Annotated in this window: 12 protein-coding genes; 6 read left to right on the forward strand and 6 right to left on the reverse strand. The window is 67.0% G+C overall.

Annotation, left to right across the window (positions count from 1 at the left end; all coding sequences use genetic code 11):
* Positions 1-3: 3 nt before the first annotated feature.
* Together E3O25_RS11735 and E3O25_RS11740 are read left to right on the forward strand one after the other, a co-directional pair.
* Positions 4-672, forward strand: a complete 669-nt coding sequence (locus E3O25_RS11735) for a hypothetical protein (RefSeq protein ID WP_134361221.1) — start codon at positions 4-6, stop codon at positions 670-672.
* Entirely contained in the window at positions 672-1,229 is a 558-nt protein-coding gene (locus E3O25_RS11740) for a hypothetical protein (RefSeq protein ID WP_134361222.1), read from the forward strand. The genes E3O25_RS11735 and E3O25_RS11740 overlap by 1 nt, the downstream gene beginning before the upstream one ends.
* A 7-nt stretch (positions 1,230-1,236) precedes the next feature.
* Here the strand turns inward: E3O25_RS11740 and E3O25_RS11745 are convergent, their stop codons facing one another.
* Entirely contained in the window at positions 1,237-5,721 is a 4,485-nt protein-coding gene (locus tag E3O25_RS11745) for an FtsK/SpoIIIE domain-containing protein (RefSeq protein ID WP_134361223.1), read from the reverse strand.
* Positions 5,722-5,807: 86 nt separating this feature from the next.
* Positions 5,808-6,950: a cation:proton antiporter gene (locus E3O25_RS11750; protein ID WP_134361224.1), complete on the reverse strand. Its 1,143-nt coding sequence runs from the start codon at positions 6,948-6,950 to the stop codon at positions 5,808-5,810.
* An 88-nt stretch (positions 6,951-7,038) separates the two neighbouring features.
* Here E3O25_RS11750 and E3O25_RS11755 point away from each other — a divergent pair, with 88 nt between their 5' ends.
* Entirely contained in the window at positions 7,039-7,875 is an 837-nt protein-coding gene (locus E3O25_RS11755) for an SDR family NAD(P)-dependent oxidoreductase (RefSeq protein WP_092110435.1), read from the forward strand.
* 199 nt (positions 7,876-8,074) lie between these two features.
* On the opposite strand, the gene E3O25_RS17925 is transcribed toward E3O25_RS11755, so the two are convergent.
* Complete coding sequence (locus E3O25_RS17925) at positions 8,075-9,652, reverse strand: SCO7613 C-terminal domain-containing membrane protein (RefSeq protein WP_370448763.1); 1,578 nt, start codon at positions 9,650-9,652, stop codon at positions 8,075-8,077.
* 451 nt (positions 9,653-10,103) lie between these two features.
* On the opposite strand from E3O25_RS17925, the gene E3O25_RS17930 reads away from it, so the two are divergent.
* Positions 10,104-10,325: a pentapeptide repeat-containing protein gene (locus tag E3O25_RS17930; protein ID WP_241988582.1), complete on the forward strand. Its 222-nt coding sequence runs from the start codon at positions 10,104-10,106 to the stop codon at positions 10,323-10,325.
* 2,178 nt (positions 10,326-12,503) lie between these two features.
* On the opposite strand, the gene E3O25_RS11765 is transcribed toward E3O25_RS17930, so the two are convergent.
* Positions 12,504-13,319 carry an alpha/beta fold hydrolase gene (locus tag E3O25_RS11765; RefSeq protein ID WP_092110430.1) on the reverse strand — a complete coding sequence of 272 codons (816 nt, stop codon included), beginning with the start codon at positions 13,317-13,319 and terminating at the stop codon, positions 12,504-12,506.
* A gap of 81 nt (positions 13,320-13,400) precedes the next feature.
* On the opposite strand from E3O25_RS11765, the gene E3O25_RS11770 reads away from it, so the two are divergent.
* Positions 13,401-14,321, forward strand: a complete 921-nt coding sequence (locus E3O25_RS11770; RefSeq protein ID WP_134361225.1) for an AEC family transporter — start codon at positions 13,401-13,403, stop codon at positions 14,319-14,321.
* Between the two features lie 110 nt (positions 14,322-14,431).
* A complete protein-coding gene (locus tag E3O25_RS11775) occupies positions 14,432-15,175 on the forward strand; it encodes a fumarylacetoacetate hydrolase family protein (RefSeq protein WP_134361226.1) in 744 nt (247 codons plus the stop codon).
* On the opposite strand, the gene E3O25_RS11780 is transcribed toward E3O25_RS11775, so the two are convergent.
* Together E3O25_RS11780 and E3O25_RS11785 are read right to left on the reverse strand one after the other, a co-directional pair.
* Positions 15,172-15,834, reverse strand: coding sequence for a GntR family transcriptional regulator (locus E3O25_RS11780; protein ID WP_134361227.1), 663 nt, complete (start codon positions 15,832-15,834; stop codon positions 15,172-15,174). The genes E3O25_RS11775 and E3O25_RS11780 overlap by 4 nt on opposite strands.
* 15 nt (positions 15,835-15,849) lie before the next feature.
* Positions 15,850-17,028 (reverse strand): acyl-CoA dehydrogenase family protein, encoded by a 1,179-nt coding sequence (locus tag E3O25_RS11785; protein ID WP_092110421.1) that lies wholly within the window; start codon positions 17,026-17,028, stop codon positions 15,850-15,852.
* Positions 17,029-17,043: the final 15 nt, after the last annotated feature.

Genomic DNA, 17,043 nt, shown 5'->3' on the forward strand with positions numbered 1-17,043 from the left:
CCAGTGACGACCAAGCAGCCACACTTCCAGGCTGAACTCGCCCTTGACGAGTATCGGGTTGTTCTGCAGGCCGCCCCCGACCTCGTGATGCCCGCGTCGCTCCGGGTGGGCACGCTTGCCAAGAGCGGGCCCGACGCAGACCGAAGAGGGAGCGCGGCCGTGGCAGCGCTTACGGGGCGGCAACTACTCGGCCGAACGGCAGTGGGGCCGGGGGATGTGGCGGGAGACCCGCATCCGCTTCTCTTGGTTGCACTGGGCTTGCCGCTGATGGCGGTGCAGGCGATGCGAGTGCAGTCGTGGACTCCGACGGAGAGTTCCCAGACGGTCGTGTCGGTGGCGGGGCGCCTGATGAGTGCGGTCACGGTCACGGTGCCACGGTGCACGGACAGCCCGCAGACATCCGCTCGGGCCAGTGAGCACGGGAGGGTCGCGATCAGTCTCGGTTCGCTCAGCCTGCTCGTTGGCCACCTTGATGGCCTGCTCGCCGCCGCCCCACCCGAGCCCGCCGGGATGCGTGCGCTCACGGTGCAGCTCGGGCTGGTGGAGTCCCGCACGCTGATAGCAGCGATTCGGACCGGCGATGATCTCGTCACTGAGCAGTTGGCGACCCAGTTTGGTGCGACCGCTGCTGTTCCCCTGCTGCGTTCCCTCGCCGTCTCAGGAGGCGGCTGATGCCTCAACGCACATCGGGCCATGGACCTCTGGCGCCGACACGATTCGTTCAGCGATGCGCGGGCCTGCTGTTGCTCGTCACTCTGGGTGCCCTGACGCTCAGTGCGTGCGCTTTTCTGCGGGGCGGGCAATCAGCCGATTCAGCGGCTGCCCGTATCGACAAGCTGCCGGGGGTCGCGTCGTCCGAGGTCACCCAGAGCGAGTCCCTGGACGGTTTCACCCGATCCTGGTTCACCTATGTCACGGTTACCCTCGATTCTGACTATCGTGTCGGTGATGCGCAGAATGCGCTGGAGTGGGGGCTGCGCACGGGGTGGTCGGTCAATGATCACGAGCCGACGGCCGTGTCGGTCAGTTTTATCGATTCTGCCGGTGACGCCGTGGATTGGGACTGGGAGGCGGCCACTGCTGGTCTCGGTCTCGAGTCGGCGTCGAACGCACAGAGCATGAGTACGATCGGTCTGCTGATGTTCTCGAGCGCAGTGATCGGCGACAGCCTCGGCGACTGGCCGGGCGACGTGCCCGAGCTGGCCGGTGGTGTGTTCGTGCGGGGGTGACCCGCCGCTACTCGGGCAACGCCACCTGGAGTTTCGTGGCTCGACCGGCCTCGACGAGGTAACCTCGCCCTTCGGGAAATTCAGCCCGGTTGCCGCGCGGGAACGCGACTCTGAACAGGGAGATGCCGTCACCCTCGTCGGGCTGCAGCACGATCCCCACCCGGGCGGTTTTGAGCTCGGAGTGGATCTGCCACGCGGACGGCCCGGTCGCCAGGTCGGTCTCGACGACGATCAACACATTGGCCTTTCTCGCCGCCTTGATGAGCGACGCGACGACCGCCTCGGCTGACGAGCCCTCGAAATCACCGGCGCTTTCGACGACGATCAGGCCGGGCCTGCCGTCGGCCGGCCAGGTTCCGGCGCCGTCCCGCAGGGTCGTGCCGACGTCCCTGGCCAGGGTCTCGGCCTCGGTTACCCCGAGGGCGTGTGCGCCCCAGGAAATGAATCCGGTGAGTTCGCTCGACGTTCGCGGACTAATCAGCACCGTGTCGACGCCGGGAAGCGCGCTGACAAAACTGCGTACGAGGGTTTTGATCGCGCTGGTCTTGCCGCTCCGAAACGGGCCGGTGACCACGATGAGACCCTCCGGCGCGATGCCGATCGGCAGCAGGTCGGCATCCGCTACCCCGATCACCGCACGGTTTGCGCCCGCCCTGCCGAGCGTTGACAGCAGGATGCGCTCGGACAGACGTTCCACCGGCGGGGCAGCGGCGACGCCGGCCTCGCGCAGTCGATCGCCCAGCAGTTGCGCGGCTACCGACTGGTCACCGAGACTGGACGAACCGCCGAGCACCGCGATCTGCACCTCATTGCCGTCGATGACGGCGCGTCCGGCCGGTGCATCCTCGAGAATGTCGGCGGGCACTCCGAGAATGCCGTAGTCGTTCGACGATGCCAGACGCAGCACGACGTTCTGCTGAATGTTGGCGTTGAGCGCGGAGGGGATCACGCCGGATCGATCCGCGCTCAGAATAAAGTGGATGCCCACCTGCCGTCCCACACTCATCAGCTGGGCGAGCGCAGCGAACGTCGAGTCGCCGCTTCGAAACTCGTAGCTGCTGCGAAAGTTGGCCATGCCGTCGATTGCGACGAAGATGCGCGGTTCGGCCGAATTGCCGCTCACCTTTCGATAGTCGGACAGGGTAGAGGCCGGCACCGCGGAATAGCGCGCCGCACGTTCGGTAGCCATGGCGACCAGGTGCCGCATCAGCCGGGCGACCCGTTCGCTGTCTTCGCCCGCGATGATGCCGCCCACGGTGGGGAGTGCGCCGAGCAGTCCGAGGGCGCCGCCGGCACAGTCGATCGCATAAATGTGCACGGGATACCGCTCGGTATCGCGCGACGCCGACAGCAGCAGCGTGCGTAGAGTGGTGCTCTTACCGGAACCGCTCGTTCCGAGCACGGCGAGGTTTCCTTGGCTGTCCGGGTCGAACGAGAACGGGCTCTGCCGCTGTCTGGCAGGCTCGTCCTGCATGCCGAGTGCGATCAGCGGCCCGTCAGCGGATGCGACGTGCGCCAGATCCAGCACCGCGTCCAGTGGGGAGAGCCAGGGTTTGCGCGGTGTCGCCAACTCGAGCGTCACGGCTGCGGTGCGAATGGAATCGAGCATGTTCTCAATGTCGCGGGGCACCTGGCGGCGGGTGGGCGGCGCAGCCAGGTCGATGGTCCAGGTCTGACCGACTGCAAACGGAAAGTCGGCAATGTCGATGTCGGGCAGTTTGGCAGCGGCCTTGCTGCGACCATTCAGATAGGCGGTCTGAAAATGGATCAGCTTGCCAGGGCCGAGCTTCGCGGCGCCGCGGCCCGGAGCGGATGGATCGAACGCTGCGGCGTCTTTACCGCCGATCACATCCTGGCTGTCCGACTCGTCGGCGACACGCAGGGCGATCCTCAGATTGGTATTGGCCCGCAGGTTGTCCTTGATCACGCCGGCCGGCCGCTGGGTAGCCATGATCAGGTGCAGTCCGAGCGAGCGGCCCCGTTGAGCGACGTCGACGATCCCGTCGACGAACTCCGGAACCTCACCGACCAGCGCGGCGAACTCGTCGATGACGATGATCAGCGACGGTGGGGCATCCGGGTCGCCGCGCTTCTCCAGGCTCACCAAATCCTTGGCGCCCTTCTCGTTGAGCAGGGTCTCCCGGTAGTGCAATTCAGCCCGCAGCGAGGTGAGGGCCCGGCGCACCAGGTGAGTGTTGAGGTCGGTCACCAGTCCGACGGTGTGCGGCAGCTGGGTACATTCCGCGAAGGCGGCGCCGCCCTTGTAATCGATGAGCAGAAAGGTGACCCGATCCGGGCTGTACTCGCTGGCCATGCTCATGATCCAGGTTTGCAGGAACTCGCTCTTGCCCGACCCGGTGGTGCCGCCGACGAGGGCGTGCGGGCCGTGCTCGCGCAGGTCCAGCCGCAGCACGCCGCCGGCACCCTGGCCGACGATGCCGCTGAGTGAGCCGACTTCGGTCGGCGGGTGCTCGCGCCAGCGCGCGGTGAGGCTTCCGCTGCGTTCCCAGAGCGCGGCGACCGCATCGGCCGACGAGATGACGTTCTCCGAGCGCAGATCCTGGTACGGCACGGACGTGGGTAGATCGCTTTCATCGAGCACTCGGGCGCCACTGTCGGTGACCGACGAGATCAGTCGGGCGGCCACGGCGGCGTCCTGACCGGAGATAGCCTCGAGGGGGCTGACGTCGACGCGGGTGCCGGTGCGAACGAATCCGACCACCCCGGTGCCATCGGGCTGCACGTCGACATAGGTGCGGCAGGCGGCCGGAAGGTCTGCTCCGGTGGCGGCATGCCACAGCAGGTGCACGCCGACATCGGGGCCGTCTTCGGCCAGCGCGACCAGTCGCCCGCGGTCGACCTGGCTGTCGCTCGTGACGATGGCCACGACCACCGGGGTGATCGGCAGCACCTGCACCGCCTGTCCGTGCAGCTGATCGATGTCTGCGTTTTCGCTCAGGTGAGAACGGATGCCTGACCCGCCCGGGCGGGCCGCTCGGCGTTCGGCCACGAGCTCTTCGAGCTGGGCCAGCAGGTGACCGCTCGAGGCCGGATCAGCGGCGAGATGACTCGTCGTGAGTGGGCTGTACACCGAGCCGATGTGCGGCAGCCATTTGAGCCACTGCCATTCGAACTGGTTGTCGGGGTTGGCAAAGCAGGCCAGAACCAGGTCGGCCGGCGAGTGCAGACCGCACAACTGAACGATGATCGACCGCAGAACGCCTTCCGACCAGAGTTCGCTGCCGGAGACCCCGATGCTTCCGGCCCGATCGAAGGTTTCCAACACCGGAACCCACGGCACGGTCAGGTTGGTGTCCTTGATCTCGTCGAGCTGGGTCCAGAACCGTTCGTCCGAATTGTTACGGCTGGGCACATCCACCGTGATGCGGCTGGATTGGGTGCCGAGACCCAGACGCACCTCCAGGAATGTCTGGTGTTCAGGGCGACGCGTCCACAGCACGGCGTTGCGCGCCACCATGGCCTCATGGATTTGCACGGTGCTGGGCGATTCCGCGTTGCGAACCGATACTTCACGTTCGCGCTGGGTCACCAGTTTGGCTTCGAGAGCCACGATGGCCGCATCGAACTGCTCCGTCTGTTCCTTCTTCTTGCGACGGGTTGTGATCTTGGTGTCGATCCAGGTGCCGATCATGATCAGGGGAGACAGCGCGATGAAGACGAGGCTGAGCGGTGACCGGGTGACCGCGAACAGGACACCGCCCATGACGAGCGGGGCGATGACGGCGAGGATCGGAAATTTCTGCGGTTCGAGGCGCTGCGGCGGCACCGGTGCCGCCAGCTTCTGGGCACTGAAACGCACGTCAACGCGCGGTGACCGTGCAAACTCGACGACCGCCTCCGACCGGTTCGACGGGGGCACGTCGGCGACGTTTGACTCCCGGGTGACGACGAAAACCGTGTCTCCCACCGAGATGACGTTCGCCGGGGTGACCGCGCCCGATACCGCCCGACGTTCGTCGATATACAGTCCGTTCCCCGAATCGAGGTCAGTGACGGTGATGGTCGCTCCGATGTCAATCGAGGCGTGAGTGCGCGAGACGGTCTCGTCGATCAGCTGAAGGCGGCAGCCGCGGCCGCGACCTACGACGTTGCTGCCGGTCACGAGGTCGAACTGCTGGCCGGCCTGCGGCCCGCGCAGGATCGACGCGGTGGCGGCGCGCTGATACAGGAAGACGTCGCTCGCATCTGCCTGGCTGGGCTGGATCGTCTCGACCCAGCAGCCCGAGCTGAGGCCGGCGTCGCTGACGGTGGCGAGCGGGTCGAGCACGTGCCGTATCGGGTTGTTGGGGTACCGCACGCGAAGGGTGAGCGGCGCGCTGTTTCGGCGGGCGGCGTCTTCGTGCGGGGAGGTGCCGGGCTGGCCGAGCACCAGGTTGCGGGCGACTTCTCCGATCGTCGCCATCACATCGGCGGTGACGAGCACATCAGTGTCGCCCTCCGGCAATCCGCCAACGGTCAGCTTAAGTTTCACTGTGCCCCCCAGTTGAGCCGAAATGTGCGCTCGCACCGAGGCTATCGGAGATTGCCGCGCGCGCGGTCTGCCGGTCTGCAGGCCGGTCAGGCCAGCGAAGCGGATACCGCGCGCGGCCGCGCCCATCCGCTCGCCACCGCGGTCACCGCGATGGTCACGAGCGCGCCGAGCAGCAGGGCCGCCGCCTCGCCGGGGGCGAGCACGTGCAGCTGGGTGCCGATCGTCGCGGCCGCGATCGGAATTCCGAGCTGGGCCGCCGACAGCAGCCCGTGCGAGAGAGGGAGGCCCAGCACGCGGGTCGTCGCGTGGGTGAGCAGGGTGGCCAGGCCGAGCGTCAGTCCGAGCGCGATCATCTGTGGGTGGTCGGCGAGGTCACGCAGGGCGAGCGAGGCGCCCAGCCAGACGAAGAACAGAGGTCCGAAGAATCCGTCGGCGAGGGCGAACAGCTGGCGGGCGAGGCGGCGTGGTTCCCCGACTGCCGCGACGGCGAGGCCGAAGGCGAACCCGGCGAGCATCACCGAGACGTGGCTGAACACAGCCACCGCCGACAGTGCGAACAGAATGGCCAGCTGGATGCGCAGTTCGAGCGCGAATTTGCGGTTGGCCGAGAGCTTGTGCAGCCGCAGTCGGGAGCCGTTTCGTTCCAGCCAGGCCAGCACAACATACAGGGCCACGGCCAGCACCGCCACCAGGGCAGCGCCGAGCGCGGCGCGGCCGGCATTCGGCGGGTCGATGGCGAGCGGAAGCGCCACGATCGCTGCGATATCGGCGATCGCGACCTGCGCGGTGAGCTGGAGCATCGACCGACCGCGCAGCCCCAGCGAATGAATGAGCGGCAGCACGAGAGCGGCCGAGGAGGAGGCGAGCAGCACGACATACAAGGGGGCGTGCCGGGTGCCGAAGATCATCGCAATGGCCACGCCGAGGGCGCTCGCCGAGACGGTCACGAGAATGGCACGCGCCAGACCGGCCGAAAGCGCTGCGCGGATCGCACCGGAACGAACCGGTACGTGCGTGCCGGCCACGAACATGATCAACGCAAATCCGACATCCGCTAAAAAGGTCAGCGTGGGGTCAGCGACGTCGATGAGGCCGAATCCGGTGCGGCCGACGATCACGCCGGCGCCGAGCTGGCCGATGACGACGGGAATATTCCAGCGACGCGGCGTTGCCAGCAGCGGCCCGAGCAGCGCGATCACGGAGATGATGGCAAGGGTCTGAAAATCCATGCGCATCTCCCCGCGGCTGTCATGTGCGCGCTCATGCGCTGAATCGAGCGTAGTCCCGGGCAGCCGGTACAGACGGCATGATGGGAGTATGAGTCGAACCGTTGCCGGAGCCTGCGTGCTGATTACCGGAGCCGCCATGGGAATGGGCCGCCTGTATGCCGACCGCTGCGTCGCCGAGGGGGCGAAAGCCGTGATTCTGTGGGACCGCGACGGTGCGGCGCTCGCCGCGACCACCGCCATCCTGAATGAACGCGCGAGCGGACGCACCCGAATCGCCCCCTACGTCGTTGATCTCGCCGATCTGGGCGCCATCGCGCAGACCGCTCAGCGGGTGCGCACCGAGATCGGTGACCCCGACGTCATCATCAACAATGCCGGAATCGTTCGCGGCAAGTATTTCTGGGAACACGACAACGGCGCCGACACGCGGCCGACCATGCAGATCAATGCGCTCGCTCCCATGTATATCGCCCGCGAGTTTCTGCCGGCGATGATTGCGAGCGGATCCCGCGAGTCGCGTATCGTCAACATCGCGTCGGCCGCCGGAACTCTCAGCACCCCGCGCATGAGCGTCTATGCCGCCTCCAAGGCGGCGCTGATCGGCTGGAGCGATTCGTTGCGGCTCGAACTCGTGCAGCAGGGGTATGGGCAGGTGAAGGTGACCACGGTCTGCCCGAGTTACATCGACACGGGCATGTTCGCGGGTGCCCGTGGGCCGCTGCTCACCCCGTTGATGACCCCGGAGTACGTGGTCGACCGCGTGTGGCGGGCGATGCTCGCCGGTAAGCCACAGTTGCTGTTGCCGTGGACGGTGACCCTGTCGAAGGTGCTGCGCGGGGGGCTGCCGTTAGCGGCGTGGGACGCCGTCGCCGGTCGGGTCTTCGGCGTGTATCGGTCGATGGACCGGTGGGTTGGTCGCAGTTAGCCATCTGCGCTCCACTAGGAATTAAGTCTTGCGTTCGGCCGAAAACTGAGTATTATTCTGGGCAGCTGGGGTTCTCGTACTCCGATTGATGGCACTCTTTCACTAGAAAGGTGACCCCGATGCGGACCGGGGCCCCAGCCTTTCTGTGCCGACTCGTTCTGTGCCGACTCGTTCTGTGCCGACTCACGGCGCGGTACAGCTACCGCAACGCGCTGATGCGCAGGGCCACCGACTTGAGGTTCGCGATGCGCTGTTCGTAGCGGGCAGCGAGCACGATGAGCACGATTCCGCCGCCGCCGAGCCAGAGGAACCAGGGGATGACGCTGTAGGCGAGGGCGATCCATGGCCAGAGTTGGGCGATACCGTGAATCAGCAGCACGACAGCGCCGATCATGAACGGCGCCTGCAGTCGCCGCGTGCTGCCGATCACGAGCACGATGATCGCGACAACACCGAGGCTGACGATGCGCCACAGGTCGCTGTAGGTGAGATCCAGCAGCAGCGACGGCACCAGGAGCAGCAGCAGGCCGGGGCCGGTCCAGGGCCAGCTGCGCGCCCTCGGGTCGCTCCGCAAACGGAGCCAACCCGACCCCAACAGCGCGAGCGCCACCGGAACGGTGACGAGTTCGAACGGGTCGACCACGCCGAACGTCGCGGCCGTGAAAGCGGCCAGGCCGGCCAGTGCGAGCACGCCCCAGGCCGTGCGCGCCCCAAACGGCGGGTGGGGGTGCCAGAGCGCCAGCACGTGCACGGCCGAGAGCGCGACTACGAGCAGCAGGGCTCGCGGCGTCGATAGGCCCGCATCGGCGGGGGAGATGGCCACGGCGAGTTCGATCCAGGTGACAACGGATGCCCACACCAGCACGGTCGCGATACTCGCGCCGCGACGAAGCGGAGCGGAGGCGGCATCCGCTTGGCGTGCCAGCAGGAAGGCGGTCGCGACGGCGACGGCGGCAGGCAACAACAACCAGAGTTCGAGGCGTGCATCGGGCGCTCCGGGAGCGCCGCGCAGCCGTTGGGTTTGTACGACGGCCGTGACTACCAGGGCGACGGATCCCGCCAGACCGGCCGCGGCGAGATAGTGCGATCGCGGTGGCGACCACTGCACCGCCCCGGCACCGAGTACCAGGGCTGCCGCCAGGAGGGCGACGACGACCGCGCGCACCAGCGACCCCGACTGTGCTGCGAGGGCGAGCGGTGCGAGGGCGATCAGCAGTCCGGCCAGGGTCAGTAGTGCGGCCACCGGGCTCGCCGCACTGGCACGATCGATTCGGCCATAGCGGCGAATGAGCGCGGCCGTGACGAGCACGACGCCGGCGACGGGCACTACATAAGGTTCGAGCGCCACTGTTCCGGCCCGTGCGAGGCCCAGCCAGAGGCCGGCGGTACCGAGCGCGAGGGCGAGCCAGCCGAGGTGGCGTCGATTCGATTGAGAGCCGAAAAGCCCGTCGGGGGCGATCGCCATGATGAGCGCCACGATGCCGGCGAGCACGATCACGAGCCAGCCGAGCGAACGGAAAGTGATCGCCGCGGTGACGGCGGCCGGCACGAGCACGAACGCCGCACCGATTTCGAGGGCGATCCGGTCGCGCCGGGCGAACCGGTCGACGCGTTCGTTGTCGGCAGCGGTGCCGGTCGCAGCGGTACCGATGGAAACGCTGCCGCGAAACAGCGCGAGCGAGCAGACCACGAGCGCGACCGCCGGTGGGGCGAGGGTGAAAACGGATGCGACGGCATCCGTTGCGAACAAGACCTCGCGCACCAGCAGAAACAGCATCGGGGCCAACGCGACGGCGGCAATGGCCCGTTCCGCGTGCAGGCCGCCGCGGTTAGCGCGCAGGAGCACCCACAGGGCGCACGCGAGAACGAGCAGACCGGCGCGCAGGAGTGAACCGAACGGTTCGGGCTGGAGCAACGGTTCGTCGGCGGTGAACGCCCACGATCGAACGGGCAGGGCGAAGACGACAACGCTCGGAACCAGCAGGGTGTAGAAAGCCCAGCGCCGCTCGAGGGGCGGGAGTACCGTCGGCCGCAATGCTGCGGCGGCAACGAGTAGGTGCAGCAGTGCCGTGGCCAGGGCGAGGGCCGCCGTGACATTGGCCAGGTTGACCGGATCCGACCAGATTTGATACGGCGCAAGGGCCAGAGGAATATGAGCGACGCCGATCAGGGCGACCACGACCGCTGCGGCCAGCAGCGCTCCGCGAGCGTGTGTGCGTGACTCAGCGGTGAAAGCTGGGCCTACCGGTGCTGGGCCTACCGGTGCTGTTCTTACCGGTGCTGTTCTTACCGGTGCTGTTCTTACCGGTGCTGTTCTTACCGGTGCTGTTCTTACCGGTACAGGGCCCGCGTCAGGCACCATCACCAACAGGCGCGCGAACCAGAGGGCGAGCACGAGCGAGACAGTGCCGAACCACCAGGTTGTCGGGTGCGCCCAGCTGATGAGATAGCCGAACGTTTCACCGGCAATCAGCAGCCCGACGAGGCTTGGGAGCAAGAATCCAAGAGAGAATTGGCCGGTTCTGTTGCCGCTGCCGGGACTGGGCGCGGACTCGGGTGTTCGAGCGAAAAGCAGGGCGGTGAGCGCCCCGGTGCCGAGCAGCAGGTAGAGCGCGACAATGATCCCGACCGACCCCACGAAGGGAACCGCGAGAACGATGACGGCCAGCGTGAGGCCGGCCACGATCTGGCGACGAGCGTGGATCAGCCCCCCGAGGGTCCATCCGAGCAGCAGGATCACACCGATTCCGACCAGGGCGAACACGGCCCAACTACTGTCGGCGGTGGCGAGGTCGGTGACGATTTCTCGGCCGCGCACTCCGTTTTCGGTGGCCTCGGCGAGCGGCCGGGTTGCGTACCAGACCGTGAGGAGCAGTGGGACGACGCCGACGATGGCCGCCGATCCCGCCGCCACGAGCCCGGCGGTGCGCGCTGCGGCGGAGGTGACGACACGACGGCTGAACGATTCGAGGGCGACGGCGAGGGCCGCCGCAACCAGTACGGGCGCGGTGAGGGAGAAGGGCAGGTTGTCGAAGCGACCGGCAATGACCGGCGCAATGCCCGCTGCGGCCAACGCGGCCAGTGACGCTGCAAGATAGGCGAAGAATCGATATTCGGCCATAAATCGGGCCGTCGCGATCGCAGCGCGCAGGTCTGCAGGCTGGGCGAGCAGGGCGCTCATGGCGGCGGCGATGCCGGCCTGCCGGTCGGGGGCTGGCAGGCTGGCTGGCGGCGGGGTGATCGTGGCCACGAGCGCGGTCTGCGGCGCGCGCAGCACGAGAACGGCGTGCGCCGTGGCGACGGCCGCGACCGCGCCGAGGCACCAGACCGGGGCGATGCGGCTGTCGGATTCGACGAAGGTCGCGACGATACCCGACACGACGAGGCCCAGCGCGCCGAGGGCGAGCAGCAGCATCCGCTCGGGAAAGCGATCGATCACCGGCCGCCGGCCGGTGACCGCTGCCGGCCGGGGAAGCGTCACACGGTGCAGCAGCGCACCGACGGCAGCGCCGAGAAAGCCGACAAACACGCGGGTGATGGTGTCCTGGCTCTCGAACAGACCGGCCGTGAGCAGCCCGATACCGGGAGCCGCGACGGCGAAGCCGGCGACGCTGCCAACTCGGAGGTTCGACCGGTCGTGCCAGCCGAGAAAAAGCGCCGCGCAGACCGTGAGGGCGACACCCCAGTACAGCGCGCCGTCACCGGCAGCGAGCCCGAACAGGTTGTTCTGCCGCATGCCCCAGACATCGAGCAGCACGAGCACGACGGCAAAGCTACCGATCCCCTCTGCGGTGGCGGTGAGCCGTGAGCGACGCATCCGGGCCGCGACCACGAGGGCTGCCACGGTGAGCAGTGCGACGACAACCGAGCGAAAGCCCAGTCCGGCGACGATCCACGCGACGGTGAGAAAGAAGATTGCGGCGACCGAGACCAACAGCACGCCGATGGACAGCAACACGACCTGCACGCTGGAACGCTGGGGCTTCGCGGGCAGAACCGGCGCGGTGCCGGGTTGCGGGTACGACGGGTCCCGCGGAGGCGCGACCGGGCGCGGATCCCGGGTGCTGGCCGTCGGGTCGAAGACCGGCGGCGCGACGGGGAGCGCGACGGGGAGCGCGACGCGCGGCGCGGCGGGAACGGCGACCGGCGGCTGGACGGGTGCCGGCCGCATGGCGCTGGTCGAATTGGCGTCCGGCTGCGCGACCGCAACGGGCTTGGGCACGCTGATCCGGCCGGGTTCAGTTTCGTAGCGAATGCGCCCGATCAGCTCGGCACGCTTTTCCAGGGCTGCCGCGGCATCCGCGGAGGTGGCCAGCAATGCGGTTGCGGTCGCATGCCGCAGGTCGAGCCGGCACGCCGAGCACACCGGCGACCTCAGCGGAGCGTGGCAGGCCGGGCAGAGCGTCGTGTCGGTGAGGTCGGTGAGGTGGCGCGGCCAGATGATTCGTCCCACATGGCGGAGATAAAACTCCCCGGTCTGAACTGGCTCGTGCTCTGACATCGATCTCCCCACAATCGCTCTTTCACAATCGGTCACTCTCCCCACAGGCTACCGGGCGAGGAAATTCGGGGACTGACCGCGCCACTGTCTGTGGAGAACTTTTGCCGGGGGAGGAGGCGATACTCGATCAGAGACTGTTGGTCGCCAGCCAGCTTACGAGAACCCGCTGAAACTCGAGCGGGTGCTCCACACTCGGCAGGTGCGCGGTGTCGTGGAAGGTGCATCCGCTGGCCTGCGGCAGCATCTCCAACAGAAACTCATAGTGGGCCAGAGCGCTCGTGACGTCGAGCTCACCGACGGTGACGAGCGCCGGAATATCGATCTCGCTGACCCGGTCGAGGGCCGGCGGTTCGAGCGGCAGAGGGATCGGCGCTTCGGTGGCGTGGATGACGTTGCGCAGATTGAGCTCCTGCGCGAGAGCCAGAAAGGCCGGGTCGACATCGGCCGCCTTGCGAGTGGGTCCGACCGCCCAGAGCGCCACTTCGAGCCGGGCCAGCCGCGGCCACTGCCGCGCCGCGAAGGCTGCATCCAACTTGTCGAACAGGGCATCCTCCTTCTCGGTAAGTCCGACGTCGGGAAACCCGCTCGGTCCGGATCCGATCGTGACCAGGCCGGTGACCCGCTCGGGGCTTTCCACAGCCAGGTCGATCGCGATCGTGCCGCCGCGCGAGCAGCCGATGAGGGTGGCGCGAGCGACACCGAGATGATCGAGCAGCGCCGTGGCATCCGCTCGGTTGGAGAATTCGACATTCTCGGTCGTCGTCTGGCCGAATCCACGGGTGTCGAAGCGAATGACGTAGTGGTGCGCCGCGAGGGCAGCGACCTGCGGATCCCACATGCGCAGGGTCGCGATACCCGCGTGGATCAGCAACAGGGCTGGCGAGTCGGGGTCCCCCTGAGTCTCGTAATACAGGGAAGCGCCAGGAACGTCGAGTCGGGGCATGCGTTGAGCGTAGCAACGCGGCGCGCCAGCCCGAAAGAGCCGCGCGGGTGAGAGGCCGGGCGAACCCCTAGGCTCAACAGAATGGGCGGTGTATTGGTCGGCTTCTCGATTATCGGATTTGTCATCCTGATCGGGTACTTCATCGAGCGATTCGGCATTGCCGGGAAGGGCGCCGGTCGGGTACTGAACCGCATGGCCTTCTTCGTCGCCACGCCCGCGTTGCTGTTCACCGTGCTCTCGCACGCTGATGTCACCGTGCTGTTCTCTGAGTTTCTGTTGGCCATCGTCTGCACGATCGTCGTCGGCGTGCTTCTCTATATTGCCGCTGCCCGGCTGTTCTTTCGAACGCCCATGGCCGAGACGGTGCTCGGCGCATCGAGCGCGACCTACGTGAACGCGAACAACATCGGGCTGCCAGTGGCCATTTACGTGCTCGGTAGCGCCCAGTATGTGGCTCCGGTACTCCTGCTGCAGTTGGTGATTCTGGCACCGACCATCCTGGCGATTCTCGATGTGGCCACCCGCGGGAGGGCCTCCTTCGTGTCGATTCTGACTCAGCCGTTTCGTAACCCGATGATTCTTGCCTCCCTCGCCGGCGTGCTCGTGGCGACGTTCGGCATCACCCTTCCGGCTCCGGTGCTCGCACCGTTCGAACTGATCGGAGGTGCAGCGATTCCGATGGTGCTGCTGTCGTTCGGCATGTCCCTGCACGGCCAGCGCCTGCTCAAGGCGGGCACCGGGCGCAAACAGGTTGTTGCGGCCACCGCGATTAAGGTCGTGCTGATGCCGATCATCGCCTACCTGTTCGGGCATTTTGTGTTTGACCTGGACGGCGCCGAACTATTCGCTGTAGTGGCAGTGTCGGCGCTGCCGACCGCGCAGAACATCTTCAACTTCGCGTCCCGCTACGACCGAGCGATCGTCGTCACCCGGGACACCGTTCTGCTCACCACGATCGCCTCGATGCCCGCGCTGCTCGTGATCGCGGCCCTGCTCGCCTGAGTCCCGTTCATGAAGTCGGAGATTCCCGATGACCTCGAAATCCCCACTCGCCGGCAGTAGAACTCAGAATTTCCGCAGTTCTGCACAGACACCTCGATAAGGACAAGAAAATGCCGTTCAGCACCACCGAAACTGGTTCACCTGCCCCCTTTTCACCGCCGACACCCACCAGCCTGCCGATCGTCGACTCCCGCGAGCGGTTCTACCTGAACCGGGTGTACTGCGTGGGCCGCAATTACGCCGAGCACGCCCGTGAGCTGGGCAACGACCCCGACCGGGAGCCGCCGTTTTTCTTCGCCAAACCGGCGGACGCCGTGTTCGCCGTCACCGAGGGTGTTCTCGCACGCGGAGTGGCCCCGCACACTGTTCCCTATCCGCCTGAGACCGACAACCTGCACTTCGAGATGGAACTCGTGGTGGCGATCGGCGTCGCCGGTACCGACATTGCGGCAACGGATGCCCTCGCCCACGTCTTCGGCTACGGCGCCGGCGTGGACCTCACCCGGCGCGACCTGCAGAACGCTGCCAAGGCCCTGCGTCGCCCGTGGGACCTCGCCAAGGGCTTCGATTTCTCCGGGCCCTGCACACCGATCGCCCCCGCGAGTGTGGTCGGCCACCCCGAGGCCGCTTGCATCTGGCTCGACGTCGACGGTGCGAGGTGCCAGACCGGCGACCTCGCCGACCAGATCTGGCCGGTGCCGGGCGTGATCGCCGCACTCTCCCGCTTCGTCACCCTGCGGCCCGGCGACCTCATTTTCACCGGCACCCCCGCCGGTGTCGGCCGAATCGAACCCGGGAACGTCGTCAGAGCGGGCATCGACGGGGTCGGTGACCTCGAATTTCTCGTGACCTAAGGCTGAAGCAACGCGCCGAGCGCGGTTGTGGCATGGCCGCGATGCTCGTCGAGCAAGCGGATGACCAGCTCGGCATCCCCTGCGGCGAACGCTTCGATGATGCCAGCGTGCTCGTGCTCGACCCGTGCCCGATTACCTGTTTCCTCGTAGTAGAGCCGGCGGTAGGCCTCGGTCGAATCCCAGAGCGCACGCAGAATGCGTTCGAGCCGGGGCAGCCCGGCGCTCGTCACGAGCACGAAGTGAAACCGCCGGTTGGCCTCGTTCATGGCGAGCAGATCGCCGGCCGCGTTGGCGCGTTCGACATCGGCGCCGGCCGCACGCAGGTCGGTGAGTACCTGCGCGCAGCCGAGCGCGATCGTGGCGCGCACAGCTTCGGCCTCGAGCAGCTGACGCAGCCGATAGACCTCGAGCAGATCGGCGAGCGACAGCTCGGTCACCCGGTAGCCGCGATGCGGCTCGTGCACGACGTGCCCCTCGGTTTCCAGCGTGTTGAGCGCCTCCCGCACCGGAACCCGGCTGACGCCGAGTCGCTCAGCCAGGTCTTCCTGTCGCAACGGCTGCCCGGGAACCAGGTCACCGACCGCAATCAGCCGACGCAGCTCGCCGAGCACGAACGCCGGAACGGTCGGCGGGCGCTGGGTTGGATTGGTTGAAGACACTGCGCCCAGTCTAATTCAGCGGAAGGCGGCGATGCCGGTGATGTGCTGGCCGAGAATGAGGGTGTGCACCTCGTCGGTACCCTCATAGGTGCGCACGCTCTCAAGGTTGTTGGCGTGGCGCATGGGGGAGTAGTCGAGGGTGATGCCGTTGCCGCCGAGCATCGCACGAGCCTCCCTGCAAATGGCGATCGCCTCCCGGCAGTTGTTGAGCTTGCCCACCGAGATCTGGTGCGGAGCGAGCGTACCGGCATCCTTGAGCCGACCGAGCTGCAGCGCGAGCAGGGTGCCCTTGTTGATTTCGAGGGCCATGTTCACCAGCTTCTGCTGCGTGAGCTGGTAGCCCGCGAGCGGCTTGCCGAACTGCATCCGCTCTTTCGAGAAAGCCAGCGCGGTGAGGTAGCTGTCGCGAGCAGCACCCATGACACCCCAGACGATGCCGTAACGGGCCTCATTGAGGCACTCGAACGGTCCGCGCAGGCCGCGCGCCTTCGGAAGCATGGCGGAGTCGGGCAGACGCAGCTCGGTCAGTTCGATCTCGCACTGGATGGAGGCACGCATCGAGAGCTTCGGCTCGATGAGCGTGGCGACGAAACCAGGGGTGTCGGTGGGTACGACGAAGCCGCGAATCCCGTCGTCCGTCATGGCCCAGATGATCGCGACCTGGGCCACCGTGGCGAGGCCGATCCAGCGCTTGGTGCCGTTGATCACCCAGTCGGTGCCGTCGCGGCGCGCGAAGGTGGTCATGCTAGCCGGGTCTGAACCCGCAGACGGCTCCGTCAACCCGAAGCAGCCGATGGCGTCACCGGCAGCCATGCGCGGCAACCACTCGTTCTTCTGCTCCTCGGAGCCGTGCTTGTGGATGGCGCTCATTGCGAGTGAACCCTGCACGCTCACGAAGGTGCGCAGCCCGGAATCGCCGGCCTCGAGCTCGAGCGCGGCGAGGCCGTATTCGACCGCGGTGCGACCGGGGCAGCCGTAACCCTTCAGGTGCATGCCGAGCAGCCCGAGCTTGGCCATCTGCGGAATGATATCGAGCGGAAAGACCGCCTTCTCATACCATTCGGCGATATTCGGCTTGATAGTGGTGTTGACGAAATCCCGCACCTCGTTGCGCAGGGAGATCTCGGTTTCGGTCAGCAGGGAATCGATGCCGACAAGGTCGACGGTGTCTTCAAGCAGGGCTGCAGCGGTCATGAGTCGTCTTTCGGT

The sequence above is a fragment of the Cryobacterium sp. TMT1-3 genome, assembly GCF_004402315.1.
Classification (GTDB): Bacteria; Actinomycetota; Actinomycetes; order Actinomycetales; family Microbacteriaceae; genus Cryobacterium; species Cryobacterium luteum.

Bases quoted from the DNA above. Each gene is read 5' to 3' on its own strand.
- E3O25_RS11740 (WP_134361222.1), top strand. From the start codon at position 672: ATGCCTCAACGCACATCGGGCCATGGACCTCTGGCGCCGACACGATTC.
- E3O25_RS11750 (WP_134361224.1), bottom strand. From the start codon at position 6,950: ATGGATTTTCAGACCCTTGCCATCATCTCCGTGATCGCGCTGCTCGGG.
- E3O25_RS11755 (WP_092110435.1), top strand. From the start codon at position 7,039: ATGAGTCGAACCGTTGCCGGAGCCTGCGTGCTGATTACCGGAGCCGCC.
- E3O25_RS17925 (WP_370448763.1), bottom strand. From the start codon at position 9,652: ATGCTGTTTCTGCTGGTGCGCGAGGTCTTGTTCGCAACGGATGCCGTC.
- E3O25_RS11765 (WP_092110430.1), bottom strand. From the start codon at position 13,319: ATGCCCCGACTCGACGTTCCTGGCGCTTCCCTGTATTACGAGACTCAG.
- E3O25_RS11770 (WP_134361225.1), top strand. From the start codon at position 13,401: ATGGGCGGTGTATTGGTCGGCTTCTCGATTATCGGATTTGTCATCCTG.
- E3O25_RS11775 (WP_134361226.1), top strand. From the start codon at position 14,432: ATGCCGTTCAGCACCACCGAAACTGGTTCACCTGCCCCCTTTTCACCG.
- E3O25_RS11785 (WP_092110421.1), bottom strand. From the start codon at position 17,028: ATGACCGCTGCAGCCCTGCTTGAAGACACCGTCGACCTTGTCGGCATC.